General features: G+C 37.8%; 20 protein-coding genes. 14 read left to right on the top strand and 6 right to left on the bottom strand.

The window, feature by feature from the left end; genetic code table 11:
* Nucleotides 1-49: 49 nt before the first annotated feature.
* The gene (locus tag VXM68_RS19440; protein WP_367209752.1) at nt 50-3,472 is read right to left on the bottom strand and encodes a glycosyltransferase; all 3,423 of its coding nucleotides are present in this window, start codon (nt 3,470-3,472) and stop codon (nt 50-52) included.
* Between the two features lie 158 nt (nt 3,473-3,630).
* On the opposite strand from VXM68_RS19440, the gene VXM68_RS19445 reads away from it, so the two are divergent.
* Together VXM68_RS19445 and VXM68_RS19450 are read left to right on the top strand one after the other, a co-directional pair.
* Entirely contained in the window at nt 3,631-4,470 is an 840-nt protein-coding gene (locus VXM68_RS19445) for a DUF4846 domain-containing protein (RefSeq protein ID WP_367209753.1), read from the top strand.
* A 1,500-nt stretch (nt 4,471-5,970) separates the two neighbouring features.
* Nucleotides 5,971-6,591, top strand: coding sequence for a hypothetical protein (locus VXM68_RS19450; RefSeq protein ID WP_367209754.1), 621 nt, complete (start codon nt 5,971-5,973; stop codon nt 6,589-6,591).
* A 129-nt stretch (nt 6,592-6,720) separates the two neighbouring features.
* Here VXM68_RS19450 and VXM68_RS19455 read toward each other — a convergent pair whose 3' ends face one another.
* The gene (locus tag VXM68_RS19455) at nt 6,721-7,248 is read right to left on the bottom strand and encodes an SRPBCC family protein (RefSeq protein ID WP_294182608.1); all 528 of its coding nucleotides are present in this window, start codon (nt 7,246-7,248) and stop codon (nt 6,721-6,723) included.
* Nucleotides 7,249-7,322: 74 nt separating this feature from the next.
* Between VXM68_RS19455 and VXM68_RS19460 the strand changes: the two genes are divergently transcribed.
* The gene (locus tag VXM68_RS19460) at nt 7,323-7,829 is read left to right on the top strand and encodes a GNAT family N-acetyltransferase (RefSeq protein WP_367209755.1); all 507 of its coding nucleotides are present in this window, start codon (nt 7,323-7,325) and stop codon (nt 7,827-7,829) included.
* A gap of 182 nt (nt 7,830-8,011) precedes the next feature.
* On the opposite strand, the gene VXM68_RS19465 is transcribed toward VXM68_RS19460, so the two are convergent.
* Nucleotides 8,012-8,437: a cold-shock protein gene (locus VXM68_RS19465; protein WP_293954864.1), complete on the bottom strand. Its 426-nt coding sequence runs from the start codon at nt 8,435-8,437 to the stop codon at nt 8,012-8,014.
* Nucleotides 8,438-8,728: 291 nt separating this feature from the next.
* Between VXM68_RS19465 and VXM68_RS19470 the strand changes: the two genes are divergently transcribed.
* A complete protein-coding gene (locus VXM68_RS19470) occupies nt 8,729-9,010 on the top strand; it encodes a GNAT family N-acetyltransferase (protein WP_293954862.1) in 282 nt (93 codons plus the stop codon).
* Between the two features lie 55 nt (nt 9,011-9,065).
* On the opposite strand, the gene leuS is transcribed toward VXM68_RS19470, so the two are convergent.
* Complete coding sequence (leuS, locus tag VXM68_RS19475; protein ID WP_367209756.1) at nt 9,066-11,849, bottom strand: leucine--tRNA ligase; 2,784 nt, start codon at nt 11,847-11,849, stop codon at nt 9,066-9,068.
* 217 nt (nt 11,850-12,066) lie between these two features.
* Here leuS and VXM68_RS19480 point away from each other — a divergent pair, with 217 nt between their 5' ends.
* From VXM68_RS19480 to VXM68_RS19500, 5 genes are read left to right on the top strand one after another with little or no spacing between them, the layout of a single operon-like run.
* Complete coding sequence (locus tag VXM68_RS19480; RefSeq protein WP_293954858.1) at nt 12,067-12,945, top strand: ABC transporter permease; 879 nt, start codon at nt 12,067-12,069, stop codon at nt 12,943-12,945.
* Nucleotides 12,946-12,948: 3 nt separating this feature from the next.
* A complete protein-coding gene (locus VXM68_RS19485) occupies nt 12,949-13,188 on the top strand; it encodes a DUF3098 domain-containing protein (RefSeq protein ID WP_293954856.1) in 240 nt (79 codons plus the stop codon).
* 22 nt (nt 13,189-13,210) lie between these two features.
* Entirely contained in the window at nt 13,211-14,005 is a 795-nt protein-coding gene (locus VXM68_RS19490; RefSeq protein ID WP_293954854.1) for an undecaprenyl-diphosphate phosphatase, read from the top strand.
* 9 nt (nt 14,006-14,014) lie between these two features.
* Nucleotides 14,015-14,737 carry a tRNA pseudouridine(55) synthase TruB gene (gene truB, locus VXM68_RS19495; RefSeq protein ID WP_293954852.1) on the top strand — a complete coding sequence of 241 codons (723 nt, stop codon included), beginning with the start codon at nt 14,015-14,017 and terminating at the stop codon, nt 14,735-14,737.
* A 55-nt stretch (nt 14,738-14,792) separates the two neighbouring features.
* On the top strand, nt 14,793-15,767 hold the full coding sequence (locus VXM68_RS19500) for a bifunctional riboflavin kinase/FAD synthetase (protein WP_294182614.1): 975 nt from the start codon (nt 14,793-14,795) through the stop codon (nt 15,765-15,767).
* A gap of 47 nt (nt 15,768-15,814) precedes the next feature.
* On the opposite strand, the gene aroQ is transcribed toward VXM68_RS19500, so the two are convergent.
* Nucleotides 15,815-16,234: a type II 3-dehydroquinate dehydratase gene (aroQ, locus tag VXM68_RS19505; RefSeq protein WP_294182615.1), complete on the bottom strand. Its 420-nt coding sequence runs from the start codon at nt 16,232-16,234 to the stop codon at nt 15,815-15,817.
* Between the two features lie 13 nt (nt 16,235-16,247).
* Nucleotides 16,248-17,921 (bottom strand): gliding motility protein RemB, encoded by a 1,674-nt coding sequence (locus VXM68_RS19510; protein ID WP_293954847.1) that lies wholly within the window; start codon nt 17,919-17,921, stop codon nt 16,248-16,250.
* 195 nt (nt 17,922-18,116) lie between these two features.
* On the opposite strand from VXM68_RS19510, the gene VXM68_RS19515 reads away from it, so the two are divergent.
* The 5 genes from VXM68_RS19515 to VXM68_RS19535 all read left to right on the top strand — a co-directional run bounded on the left by VXM68_RS19515 (nt 18,117) and on the right by VXM68_RS19535 (nt 22,158).
* Nucleotides 18,117-19,532 carry a glycoside hydrolase family 125 protein gene (locus VXM68_RS19515; RefSeq protein WP_294182616.1) on the top strand — a complete coding sequence of 472 codons (1,416 nt, stop codon included), beginning with the start codon at nt 18,117-18,119 and terminating at the stop codon, nt 19,530-19,532.
* A 53-nt stretch (nt 19,533-19,585) separates the two neighbouring features.
* Nucleotides 19,586-19,891 (top strand): glutamate racemase, encoded by a 306-nt coding sequence (locus tag VXM68_RS19520; protein WP_367209757.1) that lies wholly within the window; start codon nt 19,586-19,588, stop codon nt 19,889-19,891.
* Between the two features lie 17 nt (nt 19,892-19,908).
* Nucleotides 19,909-20,409, top strand: a complete 501-nt coding sequence (locus VXM68_RS19525; RefSeq protein ID WP_367209758.1) for a glutamate racemase — start codon at nt 19,909-19,911, stop codon at nt 20,407-20,409.
* A 90-nt stretch (nt 20,410-20,499) separates the two neighbouring features.
* On the top strand, nt 20,500-20,745 hold the full coding sequence (locus VXM68_RS19530) for a hypothetical protein (RefSeq protein ID WP_293954841.1): 246 nt from the start codon (nt 20,500-20,502) through the stop codon (nt 20,743-20,745).
* A gap of 159 nt (nt 20,746-20,904) precedes the next feature.
* Nucleotides 20,905-22,158 (top strand): PQQ-dependent sugar dehydrogenase, encoded by a 1,254-nt coding sequence (locus VXM68_RS19535; RefSeq protein ID WP_367209759.1) that lies wholly within the window; start codon nt 20,905-20,907, stop codon nt 22,156-22,158.
* Nucleotides 22,159-22,613: the final 455 nt, after the last annotated feature.

Consider the following 22,613-nt stretch of genomic DNA (forward strand, 5'->3'; position numbering starts at 1 on the left):
GATAGTGATGTACATGCAGATTTAAGCTTTCGCTGTCAATGAGCGCTTTCTATTCACTTGCGATGACCTGCTTCACTCCTCCAGTTCGTTTCAGGGTACCCCATGTATTTAATTCTCCTTTAATGGCTTTTTTGACCGACTTAAATAAGACGAAGTACATCAATTGGCGCCAGAAAAAACGTTGTGGAAACAAATAAATTAAGTTGACCAGCTTTTCTCCTTCCAATTTAAACGCAATAGCCGCAAAGCAAATATCGACGGCAACAAATAGGAAGTAATAGAACATCACCTGACCAAAACCCGTATGCAATGAAAACAATCCGGCAATTCCTGTCCAGCTGATACCATTTACCTCACTTAGGGAGAAAAGACCGCTTACCAAGGAGAACAGCATAAATATGTCGGCCAAAGGTGCAAATAGCGGAAGAATAATCTGAAAGATCAGGATATTGGGCATTCCAACCATACCAAAATAGCCGTATCTCGGATTTAATAAGGTCTGTTTATTCTTCCAAAAACTTTGCAATACACCAAAACTCCAGCGGAATCTTTGCTTAAAGAGCATGCCAACCGTATCTGGCGCTTCGGTATACGCGATTGCTTCTGATGCATTACGAACGATATAGCCGGCTTTTAATATACGCATGGTTAAATCACAATCTTCCGCTAGGGTATCGGTTGTAAATCCCCCCACCTCCAAAAGAGCGGATTTACGAAAGGCGCCAATTGCTCCAGGCACTACCGATATCATATTGAGCAGATCAAAGGCTCGTCGATCCATATTCTGTGACGTGATGTACTCGATCGATTGCCAATGCGTCAAAATATTATGTACATTACCGACCTTCACACTTCCGGCAACCGCTGCAACCTGGTCCTTATTAAAATACTTCATCAATTGTTTTAATGCATTTGTCTTTAGTTGCGTATCGGCATCGATGCAGAGCACAAACTGCGCTTGGGATTGTTGGATACCATAGTTAAGCGCAGAAGCTTTGCCCCCATTTTGTTTGGTAAACAGCCTTACTTTAGGATGGTCGCCATACACCTTACTAACCAGCTCAAACGTTTTGTCTTTCGATCCGTCATCCACAAAAACCAATTCATAATCTGGATAATCCAAATTCAAAAGACTTTTTATCGTAGCCAGTACGGTTATTTCTTCATTATAGGCAGGAATAATAACGCTCACCTTGTCTTGAGGATCAACTATCAATTGGGAATGTTCCTTTTTACTCCTTCGCTTTTGCCGGATTGCCAAATAAGCGATCATTGCTGTTCTAAAAATTGCCAATACAATGGCAATGGAAAAAACCAGATTCAAGAAGATGTTACCATAAAACAAGGTTCCTAAGAACAAGCGGTTGGAAGATCCACTAAATCCCGAATCGGAAGCATTTTCAACAGGTGGCATCAATTCATCTCGTTTTTTGCCCATTAAATCACCAATCGTTGCAAATTTATATCCATGAGATTTAAAATAATGAATAATACGTGGCAAGGCGGCTATGGTCGCTTCTCGATTGCCTCCAGCATCATGTAATAGGATAATGTTTCCATTATCGCGTTGTTTGATGACTTCATTATAGACTTCATCTGCTGTACGGCCAGGTACCCAATCGTTGGGATCGATGTATTCGCCAATATTGATATAGTTCTCTTTACGGCTCTGGGCCACGGGCAGAATTTCGGCCACCGTCTGTGGTTCGGCATCCGCATTAAAAGGAGCTCTGAAAAGAATTGTACTATGACCGGTTATACATTCAATGATCTTTCGGGTCGCGTTCAACTCGAACTTAACACGATTTGGCCCTATTGTGGACATATCGGGGTGAAAAAAAGTATGGTTACCGATTTCATGTCCCTCCTGGTATTCGCGACGGACCAGATCCATATTTTTCTCAGCCATCATACCCACAAGAAAGAAAGCTCCCGGAACACGTTCTTTTTTTAAGATGTCCAATACTTGTGGCGTATAAGTAGGATCAGGCCCATCATCAAATGTGAGCACCACCGTCTTGTCTCTTTCTCCAAAGCGCTTAATAACGTAATTGCTCGGTGTTTTTACATACACTTGGTCCTGAATCATTAGCGTCGATGAATCGTAAATAAATTTAACTTCCCCAGGAACCGGGCTATTCACCAAATCCAAAATCTCCCCATCGCCAATATATTGAATCCCTCCAACTAGGATTTGTTGTATCTTTCCAAAGTCAAATGGATCTTTCTTTAAGCTTTCTTGACTTAATGATCTTGAAATAAAAGACCATAAACGGGCGTCTTCACTACCTAAACGCCAAAGAGCAATACCGGCTAATCCCCAGTCATCTGCTTTACGGATAAGATTAAAATAGGTTGCTGCATCTGTGAAGTAAACATCATGATGCATTCCTCCTCCGTCGGTATAACTAAAACTTAGATTTGCCGATTCGGGATTAAAAGCAATCTTGGCATTGTAATTATGCGCCAAAATGACTGCATTATCATAAGTCAATGTCTGTCCAACACTACCTTTAGGCCAGTCATAGCCATAACATGCCAACGCCAAAATTACCTTGTCCGCATTGACCTTACTACAGAGCTCATCGAGATTTTTTTCGACCCATGCCTGATGGGAGATAGCGCCTGCATTACTTTCAATGGAATGTTGATCATAGGCCATTAAGATTATGTAATCATTATATTTCTGCAAGGCAATCGGGTCGTAATCATCATTTTCGGGCGAAATATCCTGCGACACAAGAAGCCCCTCGGTATGAAACACGGTATAAATGTGAGCCATAAAATCATTTAATTCCTTCCGGTCGTCCAATTGTAAGTTTTCAAAATCAATATTTACTCCCCCAAAACCATCTCGCTTCACTTTTAACAGAATATCGTCTATAAAACGTTGTTGTTTTTCTGGATCAACTAAGATTGCTTTTACGGTTTGCCCGTCAAAATCGTTACCATTAAAATTTGAAATCTGTGCGATAGCTTTACGCTTATACTGATGAATAACCTTGAGCGCGGCAGTATCCGCTTTATCTACCACCGTATCCTGATTGGGTACTGTAAAAAATGACTCCATGGCGACCATATCCAAATGACCGATGTTGCGGCGTAAATCAGATAGAGACTGCTCACGTACTTCGTTTGACCATGAACTGACGTAAAATCCCATATTGATCCTACTTTTTGAGCCAATATGTTTTAGATGCTTGCGATCACGATCATATTTGATTTTCTCCAATTCGGATTTTAAAATGGTAAATTCCTTGAATTGTTTTGATTTCTTTAATCTGGCAGTAGACTTTTCAGTCAACGGCGTGTTGGTATTAATTATTGGGAACGGAGGAATCTGGATCTTAACTAAGGTATAAATTACACCTATAACACCAATGATCAAACCAATCACCAATGCCCTGCTCATCCAAGAAAAAGCGTACCAGCGCTTTTTGCTCGACGTCTGAAAAATCTGTTTTTCTGACATAATAGTATTCTCATTAACTTCGGCTAAGCTACATCAGAAAATGATCCAAAGAGCAAATCAATAGCTTAAAAATTTCTTAATTTTAAAGCTTTACTCTTCTCCCGATTTCCCCATAAATTTAAGTATATTCGTTAAATTGTAATATACTATGTAGAACTATGAGACCACTAACTATACTCATCCCCTTGTTCTCTTGTCAGGCTTTTCTTGGTTGTGGACAGCCCAATATCACCGCATCGAAAACACAAAGTATGGAGCCGGCATACAAGGAAGCTATACGGACGGACGGATACCAATTTATTGACCCTAATGGAATGACCATTAAATCACGCTTTCTATTACCAGAAGGATTCAAAAGGCTGCAATACAAAACTGTTGCATTTGGGAGTTTTCTTGAAAATCTCCCACTTTATTCTATCGATCAGGAGGTACATTATTACAATGGAAAGATTAAACGTAGAGAAAACATCTACAATAGTGTTGTAAAACTGCACATAGGAAAACGAGATTTACATCAGTGCGCCGATGCAATCATGCGACTCAGGGCGGATTATTTATACGGACAAAAGCGGTATAAGGATATAAAATTTAACTTTCTCTCGGATGGCAAACCCCGAGCGTATACAAACTACGCAAAGGGAGACTACTCCTATCCGACCTATTGGAAGTACTTGGAATACATCTTCGCCTATGCAAATACCGCTTCGCTACACGACGAACTTCATCAAGTAAACACTACCCAAGAAGTTAAAATTGGAGACACTTTTATTCAAAAAGGATCGCCTATTGGCCATGCAGTTATCGTTGTTGATCTGGCCAAGAATAATAGCGGAAAAACAATTGTGCTACTCGCCCAAAGCTACATGCCAGCTCAAGATATACAAATTTTAAACAATTGGAATGATAGCAAACTCAGTCCTTGGTATGATATAGATCAGAACATAATAAAAACTCCTGAATGGACATTTTATCCAAAAAACCTCAAAACTTGGGAATAGCCTAAAGCGGTTGCAATCAAACTAAACTCTTTAGCTGGTTGCTAGCAAAACTTTGCCAACTGCGGCAAGGGGCTATAATTTTGTTCAAAACAGCAACATAAAACCCATTACACCATGAGTTTAAGATCATACCAAAAAAGCTTTCGGCAATGCTTCAAAAAGCGGCCGTTAGCCAATTCAATAATGAGCTCTTTAAAGGAAAAATTCTATTGACTACAATGCATATCCTTTCAAATAAAGCTTGATAATAACACTAAACATTATGATGGCAGACTTGTCTTCAAGGTAATGTTGTGTCGACCTGTGCTTATTAAATAAGCACAACTAAACCTTGACATAAAGAACATAATAAATATGAAAATAAGATTTTTATATAAAAAAAAGTATCTATGGCACCCTAACCTCAATTTATACAATAGTCTTATATACCGATAAGTTACATGAAGCATGAGAAACAGTCATGATATCGAGACAGGTATAACAATGAGGTCAGTCCCCATACAAACAATTGAAAATAGTACACATTTTAGTTAAGCAGCGTTGTAAACAAGGAAAATGATTACATTTTCTAATAGCTTATCATTTTTTGACCGCCCTTTCTCCGTCTTTCTTTTGGATTAAATTTTAAAAAAAGGTTACTATTTACTGACTATAAAGGTGATTTTACATGATATTGCATACCGTCGCAAAAATACCGCAATAAATAATTATTAATATTTAAAAAACAATATTTTACGTAACTTATATAAATAGAAAAATTACCAATTAAAATGACATATAATGCTTATTTAATACAATAAAAAGATTGGATAAAATTTTATCCAATCTTTTTATTGTATTAAACGGCATCGCTCTATAGCGATCAGTTATATCATGCCCCTTTAAACTTATCCATACTGCATTGATATAGATCGATATAGACGACATGGGTCGTCGCAATGTATTTACTTTCGATTAAGCAGGCATTTAGCGCGATCTAGAGCAATAAATGGAAATTCAAGCAAACTTATAGCGGCGGGGAATTACAATGAAGCCAAAAAGCCTCTAAATGGCAATATAGATGAAAAGACGCTTAATCAATAAAAATTTTGCCTATTTTTCCACATAGTTGATTCAATCAGAAGGACCAAATACACTGTTGCCCTAGGATATAGCTTGTAATAGTATTTTTAATCGATTTAAGACAGTATATTCTATTCCTCTACCCAATACACCACCAATAAATAGAATAGCACATACGAGCTAAAACAGCTCAGTCGAGTAAAGGCAATTACAAAAAGAAAAAATGAAAATAGAATTCTTCAAATCAGTAAAAATGAGCTTAAAAATAACAGACAATACGTAAGCAACATATTAAAAACATAAATATATATAATACAATCAACTATATAACAAAACATAAAGTTAAACATCATATAAATGCAGCTTATAAATTGATAAGATTCAACTTTCAATGAAGAACACAAAGCATTTTTGTATATTTAAATTTTAAAAAATTTTATGAGCTACGAACTTTCAGCATTGCCATTCTTTTTAAAAATAGAGCTCAAAAAGATTAGGAGGACCCGCAATGTGATCATCGGAATTTTCCTCTCTATATTCGCCTTTTGCTATGGATTTTTCCTGTCCGCCTTTTTTCAACATTGGCTAGGCATTGAAGACAGACTTACATTTTTCTACAAATCACTCCCTACCCTATCGATTCTTTTCATTTATTTAGGTTTTATATTTGGACTTTTATGCTGGGTAGTTTACAGGAAGAACCAAAAATTTATTCGGGTACTACAGGATCTAAACAGCGAGGACCTTGCTACCTACGAGCAATACACCAAGCGATTGACCCGCATCTTTTCAGCGATAGCACCTTATGTTTTTTTTAAAAATGAGATTCTATTTTTCCCGCTGATCGGAAATAAATGCATTGAAATTGATCAAATCCATCGCATTGAAACGAAAATCATACGCAATTACCGGGGCCCTAATAGCTACCGCGTCTATTTTTTCAATGAATTCAACAAAATCCACCAGGTGACTATGAATCAAAAAGGCGCTTTTGATTTTATACAAGAGCAACTTCGTAAGAAAAATCCAAACCTGGATGTTGTTGCACGGAATGATTAAATACAGGGAATCTCAGGGATTTTTTCGGGAGAACAATAGGAAAGGTCAACACTACCCTTGATAAGATTTTAGACCAATAGCAAAATGCGCTAACCGAAGGCGATCAATCTTTCGCTTCTAGTAAAAAAGCTATTCGGGTATATAGTCCACATAACGACCAGATTCAGCAACTTCTTTGATTACCTGATTGCGCTCTTCAATAAACTTTCGCATATAACGTGTTAAAAAGAGAGATTCCGCAAATTTTCCCAGAACACCAAACGGTGCTTCGAAATTAAAAATATCGCGCATGATTATTTTTCCATGTTCAACTTCTTCGAAGAAATGCTGATGTTCCATGGAATAAAAGATCCCGTGGACCATTTTATCTTCAAAAAAATAAGGCCGTTCCATGGCTGTTATCTGCACAGTTAACGTTTGCCTGACCCCGAGATGTCTTGCACGCCACCTAACCTGCTGCCCCATCTCGATCAAACCAGTCGTCACCCCTCCAATTGACTCCTCTCCAGTCTTCTTTGCAGAATACTTATGCAGATCAATACTACGTGCCAGGTCGAAAACCACAGACAAAGGAGCCTCTATAAAGGTATCTAAAATAAGCTGCGGCATAATGTCCTGTACTAAATTTTGTGTGAATTTCGTGAAATTAGCGGACATCTTTGGAATCGGTTGCCAAAAATTGTATAAATTGGACCTGCGCTATCGGAATGGCTACAAAAAAAACAACAATAATGGTAACACTTATTCAATTCGAAAAGTCAGATTTCACACTATTTAAATCGTGGATTGGATCAGCGAGGGAACTCTTACAGTTTGCAGGCCCTTATTTTGCTTTTCCGATTACCGACCAGCAACTTGAAAAATACATTACAGATCCAAAGCGACAAATCTTTAAAATAACTGATACAGCAACTAAAGAAATTATTGGTCATTGTGAATTAAACTTCGAGCGGAATACCCCAAGACTTTGCCGTATTTTAATTGCGAAAAGCTCTGACCGGAATAGAGGCTATGGCAAAAGCACTGTAAATGCACTCCTGAAGCTACTTTTTATAGACGGTAACTATGGCATAGCTGATCTAAATGTCTATGAATGGAATGCCAATGCCATTCGATGCTATCAAGAAGTAGGTTTTCGGATCAACGAAAACATTAGTTCGGAAGTATCCATTGGGGATGAAACCTGGAAAAGCCTCAACATGCAGATTAGGAAATCTGAATGGAAAACTAATGGGTAATATGAAAGCTGTGCAAAAATGAAGCTTATAACCGTATAATAAATCCTATTAGTACGATAGGTCAGCTTCCTGCGCAAAGTATTTGTACATGCAAAAAAAACCTTTGTTTGACTTCAACAACTTTGACATCAAACAAAGGGCCTTACTATCATAAACACCTGAAATTTGCAGTGTTTATTCTTCTAGTATTCGATCAAGACTTCAGTCACTTGCGCGCCTTGCTTAGCACTCTTAAATTTAAACTTCACTTTCTGATTCAAATTCAATTTCTGCCCGACCAAACGGTCGTTGAAATAAACAGATTGCTGGGTTTCGTTGTCTCTGATGAATCCATAGTTGGAATCGTTATTATAGTGGACAACTTTTCCAAAGGAATACTCATCATGATGATTTGAGACCATACTTGGACTCTCACCTTCTTTCAATTTTATTGCAGGTCTGTCTGAGATATTCCCATTTTCATCAACATAAGCAAACAATTCTTCCAAAGATTTTCCCTTGTCATTGTTTGTTTTATTGAATTCCTTTTTCTCATTTTTTTGCTGCTTCTTGAGTAATTTCTTTTTTTCTCGTTCTTTTTTGTTAAATGTGATTTGGCTTTTGCTCATTCAATATGGATTAAAGTAAATGTTCCCGTGGAGGTTTCGGACCTTTAGAGCTTCGTTGAAAAGATAAAAATGCGATGTATTCTAAGGAGATAATTGCAAATATACGAAAAATTCTTTAAAAATGCATATTGCCTATCCTTATTCGCTTTCCTGGCCCACGACAATAGGTGTTTTGCTTTAATTATCAGTAGATGGAAAAGTAGTGCGAATTAGACAAACATGACAGTGAGCAAAAAATTAAAAATTACATAAAACAAAACGTCCTTTAAGACGTTATTTTTTAAAAAAATTATGGAGATAAAAAACATTGAGACAGACCAAAGAGGTAATTTCGTTGCAGAGGTTGAAAATAATGAAGCCGGAATTTTAGAGTATACGTGGCAAAACGATCATGAATTTTCGATTGACCACACGGAAGTGCACGAAGAATACAGAGGAATGAGTGTAGGCAAAAAATTAGTATTGGAGGCAGTTGACTATGCACGAAAGAACGACGCTAAAATTGTTCCCAATTGCCCATATGCGAAAGCAATCTTTGAAAAGACAATAGCGTTTCAAGATGTATTAGCATAAAAAAGCCGTTTTATCTTTTCGATAAAACGGCTTTTTTATTGGAAAGTGAATCTGGTTAGACCACAATATTGATTATTTTCCCTTTAACAAAAATAATCTTTTTTATGGCTTTCCCATCTAGATGACGTTGTACATCGGCATGTGATCTGATGATATCTTCGATCGTCTTTTGATCTAGATCGAGCGCTAACGATAGATTGAATTTCATCTTTCCGTTGAAGGATACCGGATACGCAAATTCTGATTCGACTAAATATTCCGGTCTAAATATAGGGTAAGAAGCAGAAGAAAGTGTACCGGCTTCATTCCCTAATAGCGTCCACAGCTCTTCCGTAATGTGGGGTGCATACGGTTGGAGGGTGATAATGAATTGTTCCAGTATCTGTCGCTTATTGCATTTTAAATCTGTTAAGTCATTCACACAGATCATAAATGCAGAAACCGAAGTATTGAAAGAAAAACGCTCAATATCGTCTTCCACCTTTTTAATAATTTTATGTAAGGCTTTAAATTCTGCTTTTGTAGGCTCTTCGTCGGAAACATTGAAATTACCCTCTGCATCATGAAACAGACGCCATACCTTACGTAAGAATTTATAAACTCCTTCTATACCATTAATATTCCAAGGCTTAGCTTGCTCCAAAGGCCCCAAAAACATTTCGTACAGCCGCAGTGTGTCCGCTCCATAAGATTCGATAATATCATCTGGATTGACAACATTGAATTTGGACTTCGACATTTTCTCCACCTCGCTACCGCAGATATACTTGCCATTCTCCAATACAAATTCAGCATTTGAAAAATCAGGTCTGAAGTTTTTGAATTTTTCTAAATCCAACACATCATTTTGTACAATATTTACGTCAACATGTAAAGGTATAGTTTTATATTCATCTCTCAGCCCGTAAGACACAAATTGATTTGTTCCTCTACCCTCTTCATCCAACACACGATACACAAAATTAGAGCGCCCTTGAATCATTCCTTGATTAATCAATTTACGGAATGGTTCTTCCTCGTTCTGGTAGCCCAAATCTTTTAAGAATTTATTCCAAAAGCGCGAATACAATAGGTGCCCGGTAGCATGCTCCGAACCACCGATATATAAATCTACTGCTTTCCAATAGTCTACAGCTTCTTTGGACGCAAAGTCACCGTCGTTTTTCGGATCCATATATCTAAACCAATACCATGAAGAGCCTGCCCATCCGGGCATTGTACTCAATTCATACTCATATTGATCTTCATATTTCCAACCTTTTGCTCTTGCTAAAGGGGGTTCGCCTGATTCCGTTGGCAAATATTTATCAACTTCCGGCAATAAGAGAGGCAATTCTTCTTCTTTAATTAAATAAGGTAATCCATTTTTAAAGTATACAGGCACGGGTTCGCCCCAATAGCGCTGACGTCCAAAAATGGCATCCCGCATACGGAAGTTGATTTTCGCTTTACCCAATTTGATCGCCTCCAACTTGGCAATTAAAGCAGGTACAGCTTCTTGATAAGTCATACCATTGATAAAATCGGAATTAATATATTTCCCATCCTTATTGGGATCAGCTTCTTCTTCAATATTTTGAGTATCTGAAATAGGAATAATAGGAAGATCAAAGTGCTTAGCGAATACATAATCCCGTTGATCGCCACTAGGTACAGCCATGACAGCGCCTGTTCCATAACTGGCTAATACATAATCTGCGATCCAAATCTGTACGTCTTGTCCCGAAAGTGGGTGCTTGGCATACGAACCCGTAAAAGCCCCAGAAACTGTTTTCGTATCGGCCATACGATCCAATTCAGACTTTTTGGAAGTTTTCTCAATATAGGCACTTACCTCGGATTGTTGCTGAGGGGTAGTTAATGCTGGTACCAATTCGTGCTCTGGAGCTAAAACGACAAATGAAACGCCAAAAATAGTATCTACACGTGTCGTAAAAACTTCGATGACCGTATCTAATTGTGGTACGGGGAATTTCACGGAAGCACCCACCGATTTTCCGATCCAGTTACGTTGCATTTCTACCAAAGGTTCGGGCCAATCAACCGTATCCAACCCTCTCAGGAGCCGATCAGCATAAGCTGTGATCCGCATAGACCATTGCATCATCTTCTTTTGCTCGACGGGATATCCTCCACGCTCAGAAACCCCATTGATTACCTCATCATTCGCTAATACAGTTCCCAGCGCAGCACACCAATTTACTGTACTTTCTCGTAAATAAGCAATCCGGTACTTCAGCAATTCACGTTGTTGTTTTTCTTCATCAAAAGATTTCCAATCTTCAGCGCTAAATTCCAAAACGTCCTCATCAGCAACCGCTGCAATAGCAGCAGATCCATTTGTAGCAAACCTCGCCATCAACGTTTCGATCGGTTCGGCTTTATCCGATTCTTTATTATACCAAGAATCAAATAATCTCATAAAAATCCACTGCGTCCATTTGTAATAGGAAGGATCTGAAGTACGCACTTCCCGGCTCCAATCATAAGAGAATCCAATGTTATCCATCTGTTCCCGATAACGATTGATATTGACTTCAGTCGTTACGGCTGGATGCTGGCCCGTTTGAATCGCATATTGCTCCGCAGGAAGACCAAAAGAATCATACCCCATCGGATGCAACACATTAAAACCTTTTAAACGTTTATACCTTGAAAAGATATCCGAAGCAATATAGCCCAGCGGATGACCAACGTGCAACCCCGCTCCGGAAGGATAAGGAAACATATCCAATACATAGTATTTTGGCTTTTGTTGCGTATCAGAAGTTTTAAACGTTTGATGATCCGCCCAAAATTTTTGCCACTTTTTCTCTAATGATTTGTGATTATACTCCATTTTTATTCTTAAGGAATTTTTATGACTGGCGAAATTACGATTTAATACTGAAATGTGATAAAAGTTTTGTAGTTTGAACAATAAATTATAGTATTGAAAAGTTAATTAAGCATAGGTAGAAAACAGGGTTCGAATTGATTTTTATCAAAGTAATTACAAGATTAATTCGAAATCTTCCACTCAAATAGTTACTTTCGCAAATAAATTTTCGCTTATTATGTCAGAATACGAATTAAGCACACAAAAAAGAAAAACAAAATCTGTATATGTATCTACGGTTATTAGTATCGCTCTAGTGTTATTGGTAACAGGTATGTTGGGATTGCTCTTGGTGCATGCTAAAAATCTTTCGAAATACGTTAAGGAAAATATCGTCTTAAATGTCATCGTGAACGATGGTACGAGCGAAGGTGATGTTCTTTCATTGCAAAAAGATCTCGAGAAAGACACCTATGTGCTTCGTACCGAATATATCAGTAAAGAGTTAGCAGCAAAAAATCTAAAGGAAGACCTTGGCGAAGATTTCGTACAGTATCTGGGGCATAACCCTCTTTTACCTTCATTGGATGTTTATATGAAAGAGAATTATGCCAATACAGATAGTATTAAAACTTTTATTGAAAAAATCTCCAAAAACAATAAAATTAAAGAGGTGGTTTATCAGGAGTCTCTGATCGACATGGTGAACAAAAACGTCCGGATCATAGGGGTGATTGTACTTGCATTTGCTGTTATCCTGCTAATTATCGCAGTTGCTTTAATTAACAACACGATACGTCTTGCTATTTACTCCCAACGTTTCTTAATTAAAAGTATGCAGCTTATTGGGGCTACTAAAAACTTTATCCGTAAACCATTTATAACGTATGGTATTATTCATGGTTTGCTCGGTTCCTTGATCGCGATTCTACTGCTTATTTTAACCTTGAAGTTTGCGCAACAGCAAATACCTGAACTGGTATTTTTACGTAACTGGTTTGAATTTGCTGTGATATTTTTAGGAGTAATCCTCATTGGGATTCTCATTTCGGGACTTAGCACTTATTTCGCAGTAACAAAATACTTAAAGGCACAATCTAACGATTTATACAGATAAAAAATGGCTCAAATAAAGAAATCTACTGAATCAGTTAATAAAGGTTCATTTGTATTCTCCAAAATAAATTACCAACTGTTTATAGCTAGCGTATTAGTTGTAATCATTGGATTTATATTGATGTCCGGTGAAACCGATATTTATAGCTTTACCAAAATTACATTGGCGCCGATTGTTGTTGTTCTCGGTTTTGCAATAGGTTTTGCAGCAATTTTATACCGTCCCAAGAACAAATCCAATTAAAGTATAATCTTAATTCTAAAAGATGTCTATTATTGAAGCGATTATCCTTGCTATCATTGAAGGATTAACGGAGTTTTTGCCTGTGTCTTCGACAGGCCATATGATCATAGCCACTGCCTTAATGGGTATACAGCCCTCGGCATTTGTTAAGTTATTTACGATTGTCATCCAGATGGGAACGATATTGTCCGTTCTGGTATTATACTACAAGCGTTTTTTTAAATCGCTCTCATTTTACTATAAATTGATCATTGCGGCTATTCCTGCATCCGTGTTAGGGTTGCTTTTTAACGATTATATCGACTCCCTATTGGAAAGCCCGCTAATGGTCGCGATCATGTTGGTTGTAGGCGGCTTAGTATTACTGTTTGTTGACAGGTGGTTTAACAAACCTACAGTAGAAGATTCCGACAAAGTTTCATACAAACAAGCTTTTATGATTGGGGTGTATCAATGCCTTGCATTAATCCCCGGTACCTCAAGATCTGCTAGTACCATTATCGGTGGTATGGCCGAAAAACTGACACGTAAAGCTGCTGCAGAATTTTCCTTCTTTCTTGCCCTGCCGATGATGTTTGGTGCTTCTGCTGTAAAGCTGTTAAAGTTCTTTAAAGAAGGGAACACCTTTAATGGGGAAGAGCTCAATTTGCTTATTATTGGCAATCTAATTGGTTTCGTTGTCGCAATAGTTGCGATTAAATCTTTTATCGGCTTCTTGACTAAATACGGTTTTAAAGCATTTGGTTGGTATCGAATAATCGTTGGTGTCATTATTCTTACCCTCCTACTTTCGGGTCATAGTTTACAAATTATTTAAAATCTTTTGATGGAAAATATAAAGGTTAGTGAAAACTCAGCGAAGTTTCATTTTGCCGAAGGAGAAATGCTGTTGATTGATAAACCTTTGACTTGGACTAGTTTTGATGTGGTTGGTAAAATCAGAAACTCCATCAAGCCGTTAAAATTAAAAGTCGGTCATGCAGGAACTTTAGATCCGCTTGCGACCGGTTTACTGATCGTATGCACAGGCAAATTCACAAAGAAAATAGATAGTTACCAAGCCGAAGACAAAGAATACACTGGAACCATTACATTGGGAGCTACCACGCCTTCCTATGATCTGGAAACAGAAATTAACGAAACATTTCCTATCGATCATATTACAGACGATATGATAATGGAATCTGCAAAAGCATTTGAAGGCGAAATTCAACAATTTCCTCCTGCTCATTCGGCTATAAAAATCAATGGCGAACGGGTCTATGAAAAAGCACGCCGCGGTGAAGAGGTTGAAATAAAATCCCGTCAAGTTCGAATCAATAGTTTTCTTATTGAAAAAATTGAGCTTCCCAACGTGTATTTCCGCATATCCTGTTCAAAGGGAACATACATTAGATCCTTGGCCTATGACTTCGGAAAATCTTTACAGAGTGGATCACATCTAAGTTCTTTGAGGCGTACCAAAAGTGGGGATTATTCAGTAGAAAATGCCTGGAATTTAGAAAAACTTATCGCGGAAATAAAACGTCATAAAGAGATCATTAAATAACTCGACCAACCCATTTTATTGATACTTTATCTTATTTTTGCAAAAACTCCTATAAATGAAAATCTACAGAAGTTTAGATGATTTCTCACCTATTGAAAATGCAGTTGTAACCATCGGCACTTTTGACGGTGTTCATATTGGCCATCAAAAAATATTGGCTCACTTAAAGGAAGCTGCTCATAAAATCAGTGGAGAGACAATTTTGCTCACTTTTTTTCCACACCCGCGTTTGATTATCAATCCAGATGATGATAGTTTGCGCTTAATCAATGATATCGAAGAAAAGGTCAGTCAGCTGAGTAAAGTTGGCATTGACCATTTAATCATAATTCCCTTTTCCCGTGATTTTTCCAATCAAACTCCAGAAGAATATATTAGCAATGTCCTTGTGGGAAAACTTGGTACAAAAAAAATTGTAATAGGATACGATCACCATTTCGGAAAGGATCGACAGGGAAGTATGGGCGATTTAGAACAGTTTGCCTCCATATTTGATTACAGTGTCGACGAAATTCCCGAGCAGGATATTAATGATATTGCCGTATCCTCCACACGGGTACGCGAAGCACTTATAAAGGGTGACATAAAAACGGCAAATCTATATTTGGGATATCCTTTCGAATTGACAGGTACTGTGATTAGAGGAGACCAAATCGGACGTACAATTGGATTTCCAACGGCAAATTTACAGGTTCACGAACCGCATAAACTTATACCAGCTTATGGGATATATGCTGTTGAGGTCTATATCTACAATCACATCCAAAACATTACTACTGGGGAATACAAAGAAGAAAGCCCTATTTCAATTGCTAAAGGAATGGGGTATATAGGAACTAGACCCACCGTCGATGGTATGAACCGAGCTATTGAAATCAGCCTCTTTGATTTCGATCAGGATATTTACGGCAAAACACTGCGTGTTAAATTCCTTCATTTTATCCGTCATGATGAACGTTTCGAATCGTTAGAAGCAATGAGAGAGCAGATCAGATCAGACGAAGCCCAAATTAGAAGTCTTATTGGTTAGAATGGAGTAATTAATTATCAAATAAAAAAGCGGAAAATTCCCGCTTTTTATTTGATAAGAGCTTCGATGCCTAATCGATAGCTGTCCAAACCAAAACCACAAATTACGCCTTGACAGTTCTTCGCTAAAAACGAATGATGGCGGAATTCTTCTCTTTGGTGGACATTACTGATGTGGACCTCTACAACAGGAGTTGTAATAGCTGCAATCGCATCGCCAAGCGCAACGGAGGTATGTGTATACGCTCCGGCATTTAATACAATTCCATCAAAGTCGAAACCAACCTCGTGGATCTTATCGATTAGAGCTCCTTCTGAGTTGCTTTGAAAATAGTGCAGTTGCAAACTTGCAAACTGCTGTTTAAGCGCTTCAAAATAGCTAACGAAATCCTGGCTACCATAAATTGATTTTTCTCTTACACCCAATAAATTTAAATTTGGGCCATTCATTATAAGGATCTTTTTCATCGGAATATCATTGTTATAAATCATTATAAATTGCCCGGAAACTTGAGCGAAGTCCGAATGAGATAACGCCAGATTTATTGACGATAGGCGATTCATATTTCGCTTTTGCATAACGTTGGGTGTATCCGAGCTCTAGACGAAGATTATACTTTGGATTAAGTACATAGGCTGCCTTCGCGTCTGCATAATAGATAGTATTCTTTATACCTTGTGCAATATGATTGCCATATAAGTTTGGTATTGTATTATAGGACTGAAAGATGTTCCCTCCCATGTTACTTCCGTCGGGTAGATCCAGCCCGTTTTGAGTAAACATTCCCTGTACCGAAAAGTCCCATCTGTCCCATGCATAATTAACTAGGCCAACAAGCTCTCTAAAGTTTGCGCCTTTTGGATGCGCCAATGGCTCGGCGTTGTTACTATAGTTTGAATACGATTTAAAGTGCGCGTAGGTATAGGGTCTAGCTGTATTGTATTCGGCTAGAAAGTTTAAATTCTTTACGCCAAACATATCATACCCTCTTACACCAAGCTGTGCACCCCATTTATTATGTGCGTATCCATTTCCTGCAAAAAATTCTTTCGCCGTAAACTCTCCTAACAAGAACTGGCCATATGCTGTCAATCTATATGGAAGCTTATATTTGGAAGTTAAGCCCAAAAACATTTTATCCGGCGAAGTCGTATTGTTACTTTCGACAGGGCGAATAAAGATAACTGGACTTAGGTAACTAAAATCAAAACCCCTTCTTCCTCCTTCATCCTGCGCGGCCCAAACAACGGATTGGAAAAAACCTACCGATAATTTATTGGTTACATTCCAATCCAAATATTGAAAAGCCCCCCATTTCTTTCCATCTCCCAAACGGGTATTATTTTGCCCCTCCATAGGATATGTGCCCGTTAAATCTTGTCTAGGGTGTGTTGGATCATTCATATAGGCCCAAATTGAAGTGTATTGAACATTTCCTATCGTTCCGGTCAATTTAAGATGGGCATAGTTCGAAGAAAAGTCGGACAGAAGCATGGAGCGATAACCATCTCCAATGAAGTTTTTATCGTAAGCCAAAGTAGCCTGGATATATTTATGTGCGTCATAAGTCATGCTCGCTGTAGCATACATCCAGTCCATTTTATTTTTAGACTGAAATTTCGTATTCCCTTGGCCAGGAACAACTTTATTCGCAACAATGTAGTCATCCAGATATTTGGGAAAAACTGCTTGGCTTTCAAATGCTGACGTATTGAATGTAAACTTGTTCCCCACATTTAATCCCACCTGAAATCCTCTACTATTCATCCAAGTACGCCGTTTATCGCCTAGCATATCTTTTCCCATATAAAGATCTGGTAAAAAATCAGCATAGAACGTATAATCGTCCTTCTCGACTTGGATAAGATGCTCATTAAAAATCTTGCGCATAAACCAGTTGGACGATGACACGGGTTTGTTAGATTGAATTGAATCAAACTTGGCTAACAATAAAGAGTCTTTAATGACGAAGGGTTTAGCAGAAGTATGGATCCTGGTTTCCGTAGAATAAACAGCTTCGTTCATTTTCTGATAAAAATGATACGAATAAGGCTGGCTCTTAATTTGGGCAACAGCTCCTAAGGAAACACCTACTCCAATGCTAGCCAACGCCAATCGAAGTAAATTATTGTTTTTTGTTATATTAAGCCTCATAAAATTTTTTAAAAGATTGTTTTTTATAGCAAAATGCATTCCTAAACGCAAATTAACCGAATAAAAATGACTTAATTCACATCTTTGGTCAATTTTATAATGCTAAATCGTATTTGCTATTCCTTTTATTCAAAAATATTTCTATCTTGCATGTTAATAAATAACCTTATATCATAAATAAACAGTCCTATAAGCATGAAGCGTAGAACATTTATCCAAAACGCAAGCCTGTTAACAGCAGGTGCACTAACCAGCAAATTTTCATTTGCTCAAGAACATTCTTTTCCTACAGTCCGTACCGTCAAAGAGAAGAGGCTTTTTTCGAGTAAAGTAATAGAAGATGCAATTGTAGAATTTCAGAAAAATGTTAAAAATAAGGAGCTGTCGTGGTTATTTAATAACTGTTTTCCCAATACTCTTGACACCACAGTCTTCCCCTATGTTCAAAACGGAAGAAACTACACGTACGTCATTACAGGAGATATAGACGCCATGTGGTTACGTGATAGCAGTGCACAAGTATGGCCCTATCTTCCCTTTATGAAAAAGGATAAAAAATTACAGGATCTGATTGTTGGACTAATCCAAAAGCAGAGTAAATGTATCAATATTGACCCTTACGCGAATGCATTTTATAATGATCCAACCAAAAAGGGCGAATGGTTTAGCGATCATACAGACATGAAACCAGGGATTCATGAACGGAAGTGGGAAATCGATTCGTTGTGCTATCCAATTCGATTAGCCTATCATTACTGGAAAGAAACCAAAGACAGTAGTCCATTTAATGAGGAATGGCTGGAAGCCCAACATAAAATATATCAAACTTTCGTTGAGCAACAACGAAAAGACAGCCTCGGTCCTTATAAATTTGAGCGCACTACCGCAAGAGGATCAGATACGTTGCAGGTTGATGGTTATGGATATCCCGTGAATCCGGTTGGATTGATCTGTTCTAGTTTTCGACCTTCGGACGATTCTACCGTATTCTCGTTCTTGATTCCCTCCAATTTGTTTGCAATTGTGAGTCTTAGACAATCTGCAGAGATATTGAAAAAAGTCAAAAATGAAAAGGCACTCGCCGATAAAATGGAAGCGCTCGCAAACGAGGTAGAAGCAGCAGTAAATAAGTACGGCATAATAGATCACCCAACACTAGGTCGTATATATGCCTTCGAAGTGGACGGGTTTTCAAGTCATCTGATGATGGATGATGCCAATATTCCCAGCCTACTGGCCTTACCGTACTTAGGGGCTGTCGATATCAATAATGAAGTTTATCAACGTACGCGTAACTTTGTGCTGTCCGATAAAAATCCATTCTTTTTCAAAGGAACGGCAGCAGAAGGAATTGGTGGTCCTCACATAGGCAGAGATATGATCTGGCCGATGTCCATTATCATGCGCGCACAGACCTCGACAAGTGATGAGGAGATTCGTAACTGTATTAAGACGCTGGTAAATACCCATGGTGGAACCGGATTTATGCATGAATCTTTTCATAAAGATGATCCTAAAAAATTCACAAGACATTGGTTTGCCTGGACGAATACATTATTTGGCGAATTAATTTGGAAAATATATAAAGAGAAACCATCTTTGCTACAATAAATCTGAATCTTGTAACGCACTGTTATAAGTGAAGGAATATATAACAGTGCGTTATGAATAATTTAAAAACTTCCGGTCCTATTGGTATTTTTGATTCTGGTTATGGCGGTCTCACCGTATTTAAAGAAATTCAACACCTTTTGCCTCAATATGATTATATCTATTTAGGTGACAATGCTCGTGTTCCCTATGGTACACGATCGTTTGAGACCGTTTATAATTACACCAAACAATGTGTTTTTAAACTATTCGACTTGGGATGTAACCTCATTATATTGGCCTGTAATACAGCATCAGCTAAAGCATTAAGAACCATTCAACAAAATGACCTTCCCCCGGAAAGAACGTACTCGGAGTAATTAGACCCACTACCGAAATGGTTCATAATTTTACTAAAACCAATAAAATTGGTATTTTAGCAACTACGGGTACAGTCAATTCAGAATCCTATAAAATAGAAATTCACAAATTTAACCCTGAAATTGAGGTTTTTCAACATGACTGCCCTTTTTGGGTGCCATTAGTAGAGAACAATGAAATGAATACCAAAGGCGCTCATTATTTTGTCGAAAAGGATATACGGGAACTGTTACAACAATCGGCTCAGATTGACACCATAGTGCTTGCTTGCACGCATTACCCGTTATTATTGCCTGTAATAGAGAAGTATGTACCAAACCATATTCAGATTATCTCCCAGGGTCCCATTGTCGCGGCTAGCTTAAAAGACTATCTGAATAGACATAAAGAAATTGAGATACTTTGTTCCCAAGATGAACAATTGACATTCTACACGACTGATGACCCGCATGATTTTGAAAGCAAAGCAACGATATTTTTTGGAAAATCAATAGTCGCTAGCCATATATTCGTTTGATAAATTCGAAGATACCAATTTTAAAATTGAAAAATTTCTAAAACTTTTACGCTGCAATTTTCGTTATTCTGTCAATAAAAGGTGAATAAAATGAAAAAGAACTTTATAACCATTGCATATAATCAGGATACACAGCATTGCGAATCTAAAGAGTTTTCAAGTATTCAGGAAAGTGCGGAGTATTTTAAAACGTTAGAAACTTCTGCAGAGCCCAATTACCTTCCTGTATGTACTTATAATTTAAACACCAATACGATTTTGGATATAAGTGACTATTATGTCAACAAGGATAGTGAGCTACAGCAGATCATAAATAGTTGCCTTTCGGAAAGATAATGTCGAGTTATAACCTTCTGTCAAAGGATCGGTCTAGATCCATCTGTCTTCATTATGTTATGTACTCATCTTATTTATAATATTACATCCCTTTAAAATAATATCTCGTTAATTTTTAATATCTTCAAATCGATAATCAAACCAAATAACTTACTGATAATGAAAACCAAATTGACTATAAGCCTTTTAACAGTATCATTAGGATTGACGGCATGTAATTCAAGTCCTGCTAGTTCGACTTCAGGTTCGGATAGCAGTGCTAATGCTCCCGTGGATACAACGAGCTATCCTGCTGTAGAAACACAAAAGGCAAACACAAATTATAAGCCGGCATTTGCTGGACAAACTAGAATTCAGGGTGTGAAAACTACCACACCTTATGAAGGTAAAGTGATTGCAGAGGGATTAAAATCACCTTGGGGCATTACCGCAATGCCTGATGGCCGATTATTGATATCAGAAAAAGAGGGCGATTTTAGAATTGCAACAAAAGATGGTGAATTAAGTGAACCAATCAAGGGTTTACCTCCAGTCAATAGTAGCGGGCAAGGAGGACTTTTGGGTGTACGACTTGATCCAAATTTCGAATCAAACCGCATGGTATATTGGGTTTTTTCCGATAACACAGCGGCCGGAACATTAACTGCGGTTGCCAAAGGAAAATTATCGGCCGACGAAAAATCCATAGAAGGTGCTAAGGTGATCTATCAAGCAACTCCTGCTCATAAAGGCAACTTGCATTATGGCGGACGCATTATATTTGACAAAAATGGAAATATTATTGTCAGCACAGGCGAAAGGTCTGATTTAGTTACAAGACCTTTGGCTCAGGATTTAAATGCAGCATTAGGAAAGATTTTACGTATTACCACCGATGGACAACCTGCCCAAGGGAACCCATTTTTGGGCAATTCGAATGCACGTCCTGAAATTTTTAGCTATGGACATCGCAATCCTCAGGGACTCGCCATACATCCGGAAACTGGCGATCTTTGGGAAACCGAATTCGGTCCACGTGGAGGTGATGAATTGAATAGAATTGAATCTGGTAAGAATTACGGGTGGCCAACAATTACATATGGCATCGAATACAAAGGGGATAAAGTTGGTGAGGGTATACAGCAGAAAGATGGCTTAGAACAACCTGTTTATTACTGGGATCCTGTCCTCTCCCCTAGTGGAATAGCTTTCTATACTGGCCAAAACATTCCAGAATGGAAGAATAATCTCTTCATTTGCGGACTAAGCAGTATGCATATCGCTAGAATTATACTAAAAGATAACAAGGTGGTTGGAGAAGAACGTCTACTAGGTAATGAAGGACAGCGATTTAGAGATATTACACAGGGTAAAGATGGGGCTTTGTATGCTATAACAGACCTCGGAAAATTATATAAGATTGATAAAAAATAAATGAATTGATGTAGAGCAGCCCTTTTCCACTGGGTTGCTCTTTTCAATTAGACATAAATTCCCATTCACAAATAACCCCAGTAAAGCAGGTCTTTATTTAGCCAAAAATGGCAAATAACACAATTTGGCTCGATTATTGTTTTATAATAGCGTATCAATAAATTATTATATGGTTAAAAAAGAAAAAATGAAAAAATTATTAGAGATCAATCCTTTGTCGTTCTACATGACTAACTGGGGATTCGTAAACAACGCTACTCCGAAAACTACGCGCAAAACCTGCCAACCTTCTCCAAAAATTTAAGCGCTTTAGCTTAAATACTTCAATCAAATTTTTATTAAAATCATCTGCTGATATCCTCCATACGGATATTAAGTAAGAGATTTATTTCTTTTACTAATAATATCCGTATAGCGGGGTATCAACCTATGCAAAAAAAAATGCCAATATGATC

It is taken from the genome of Sphingobacterium sp. R2 (assembly GCF_040760075.1).
GTDB lineage: Bacteria > Bacteroidota > Bacteroidia > Sphingobacteriales > Sphingobacteriaceae > Sphingobacterium.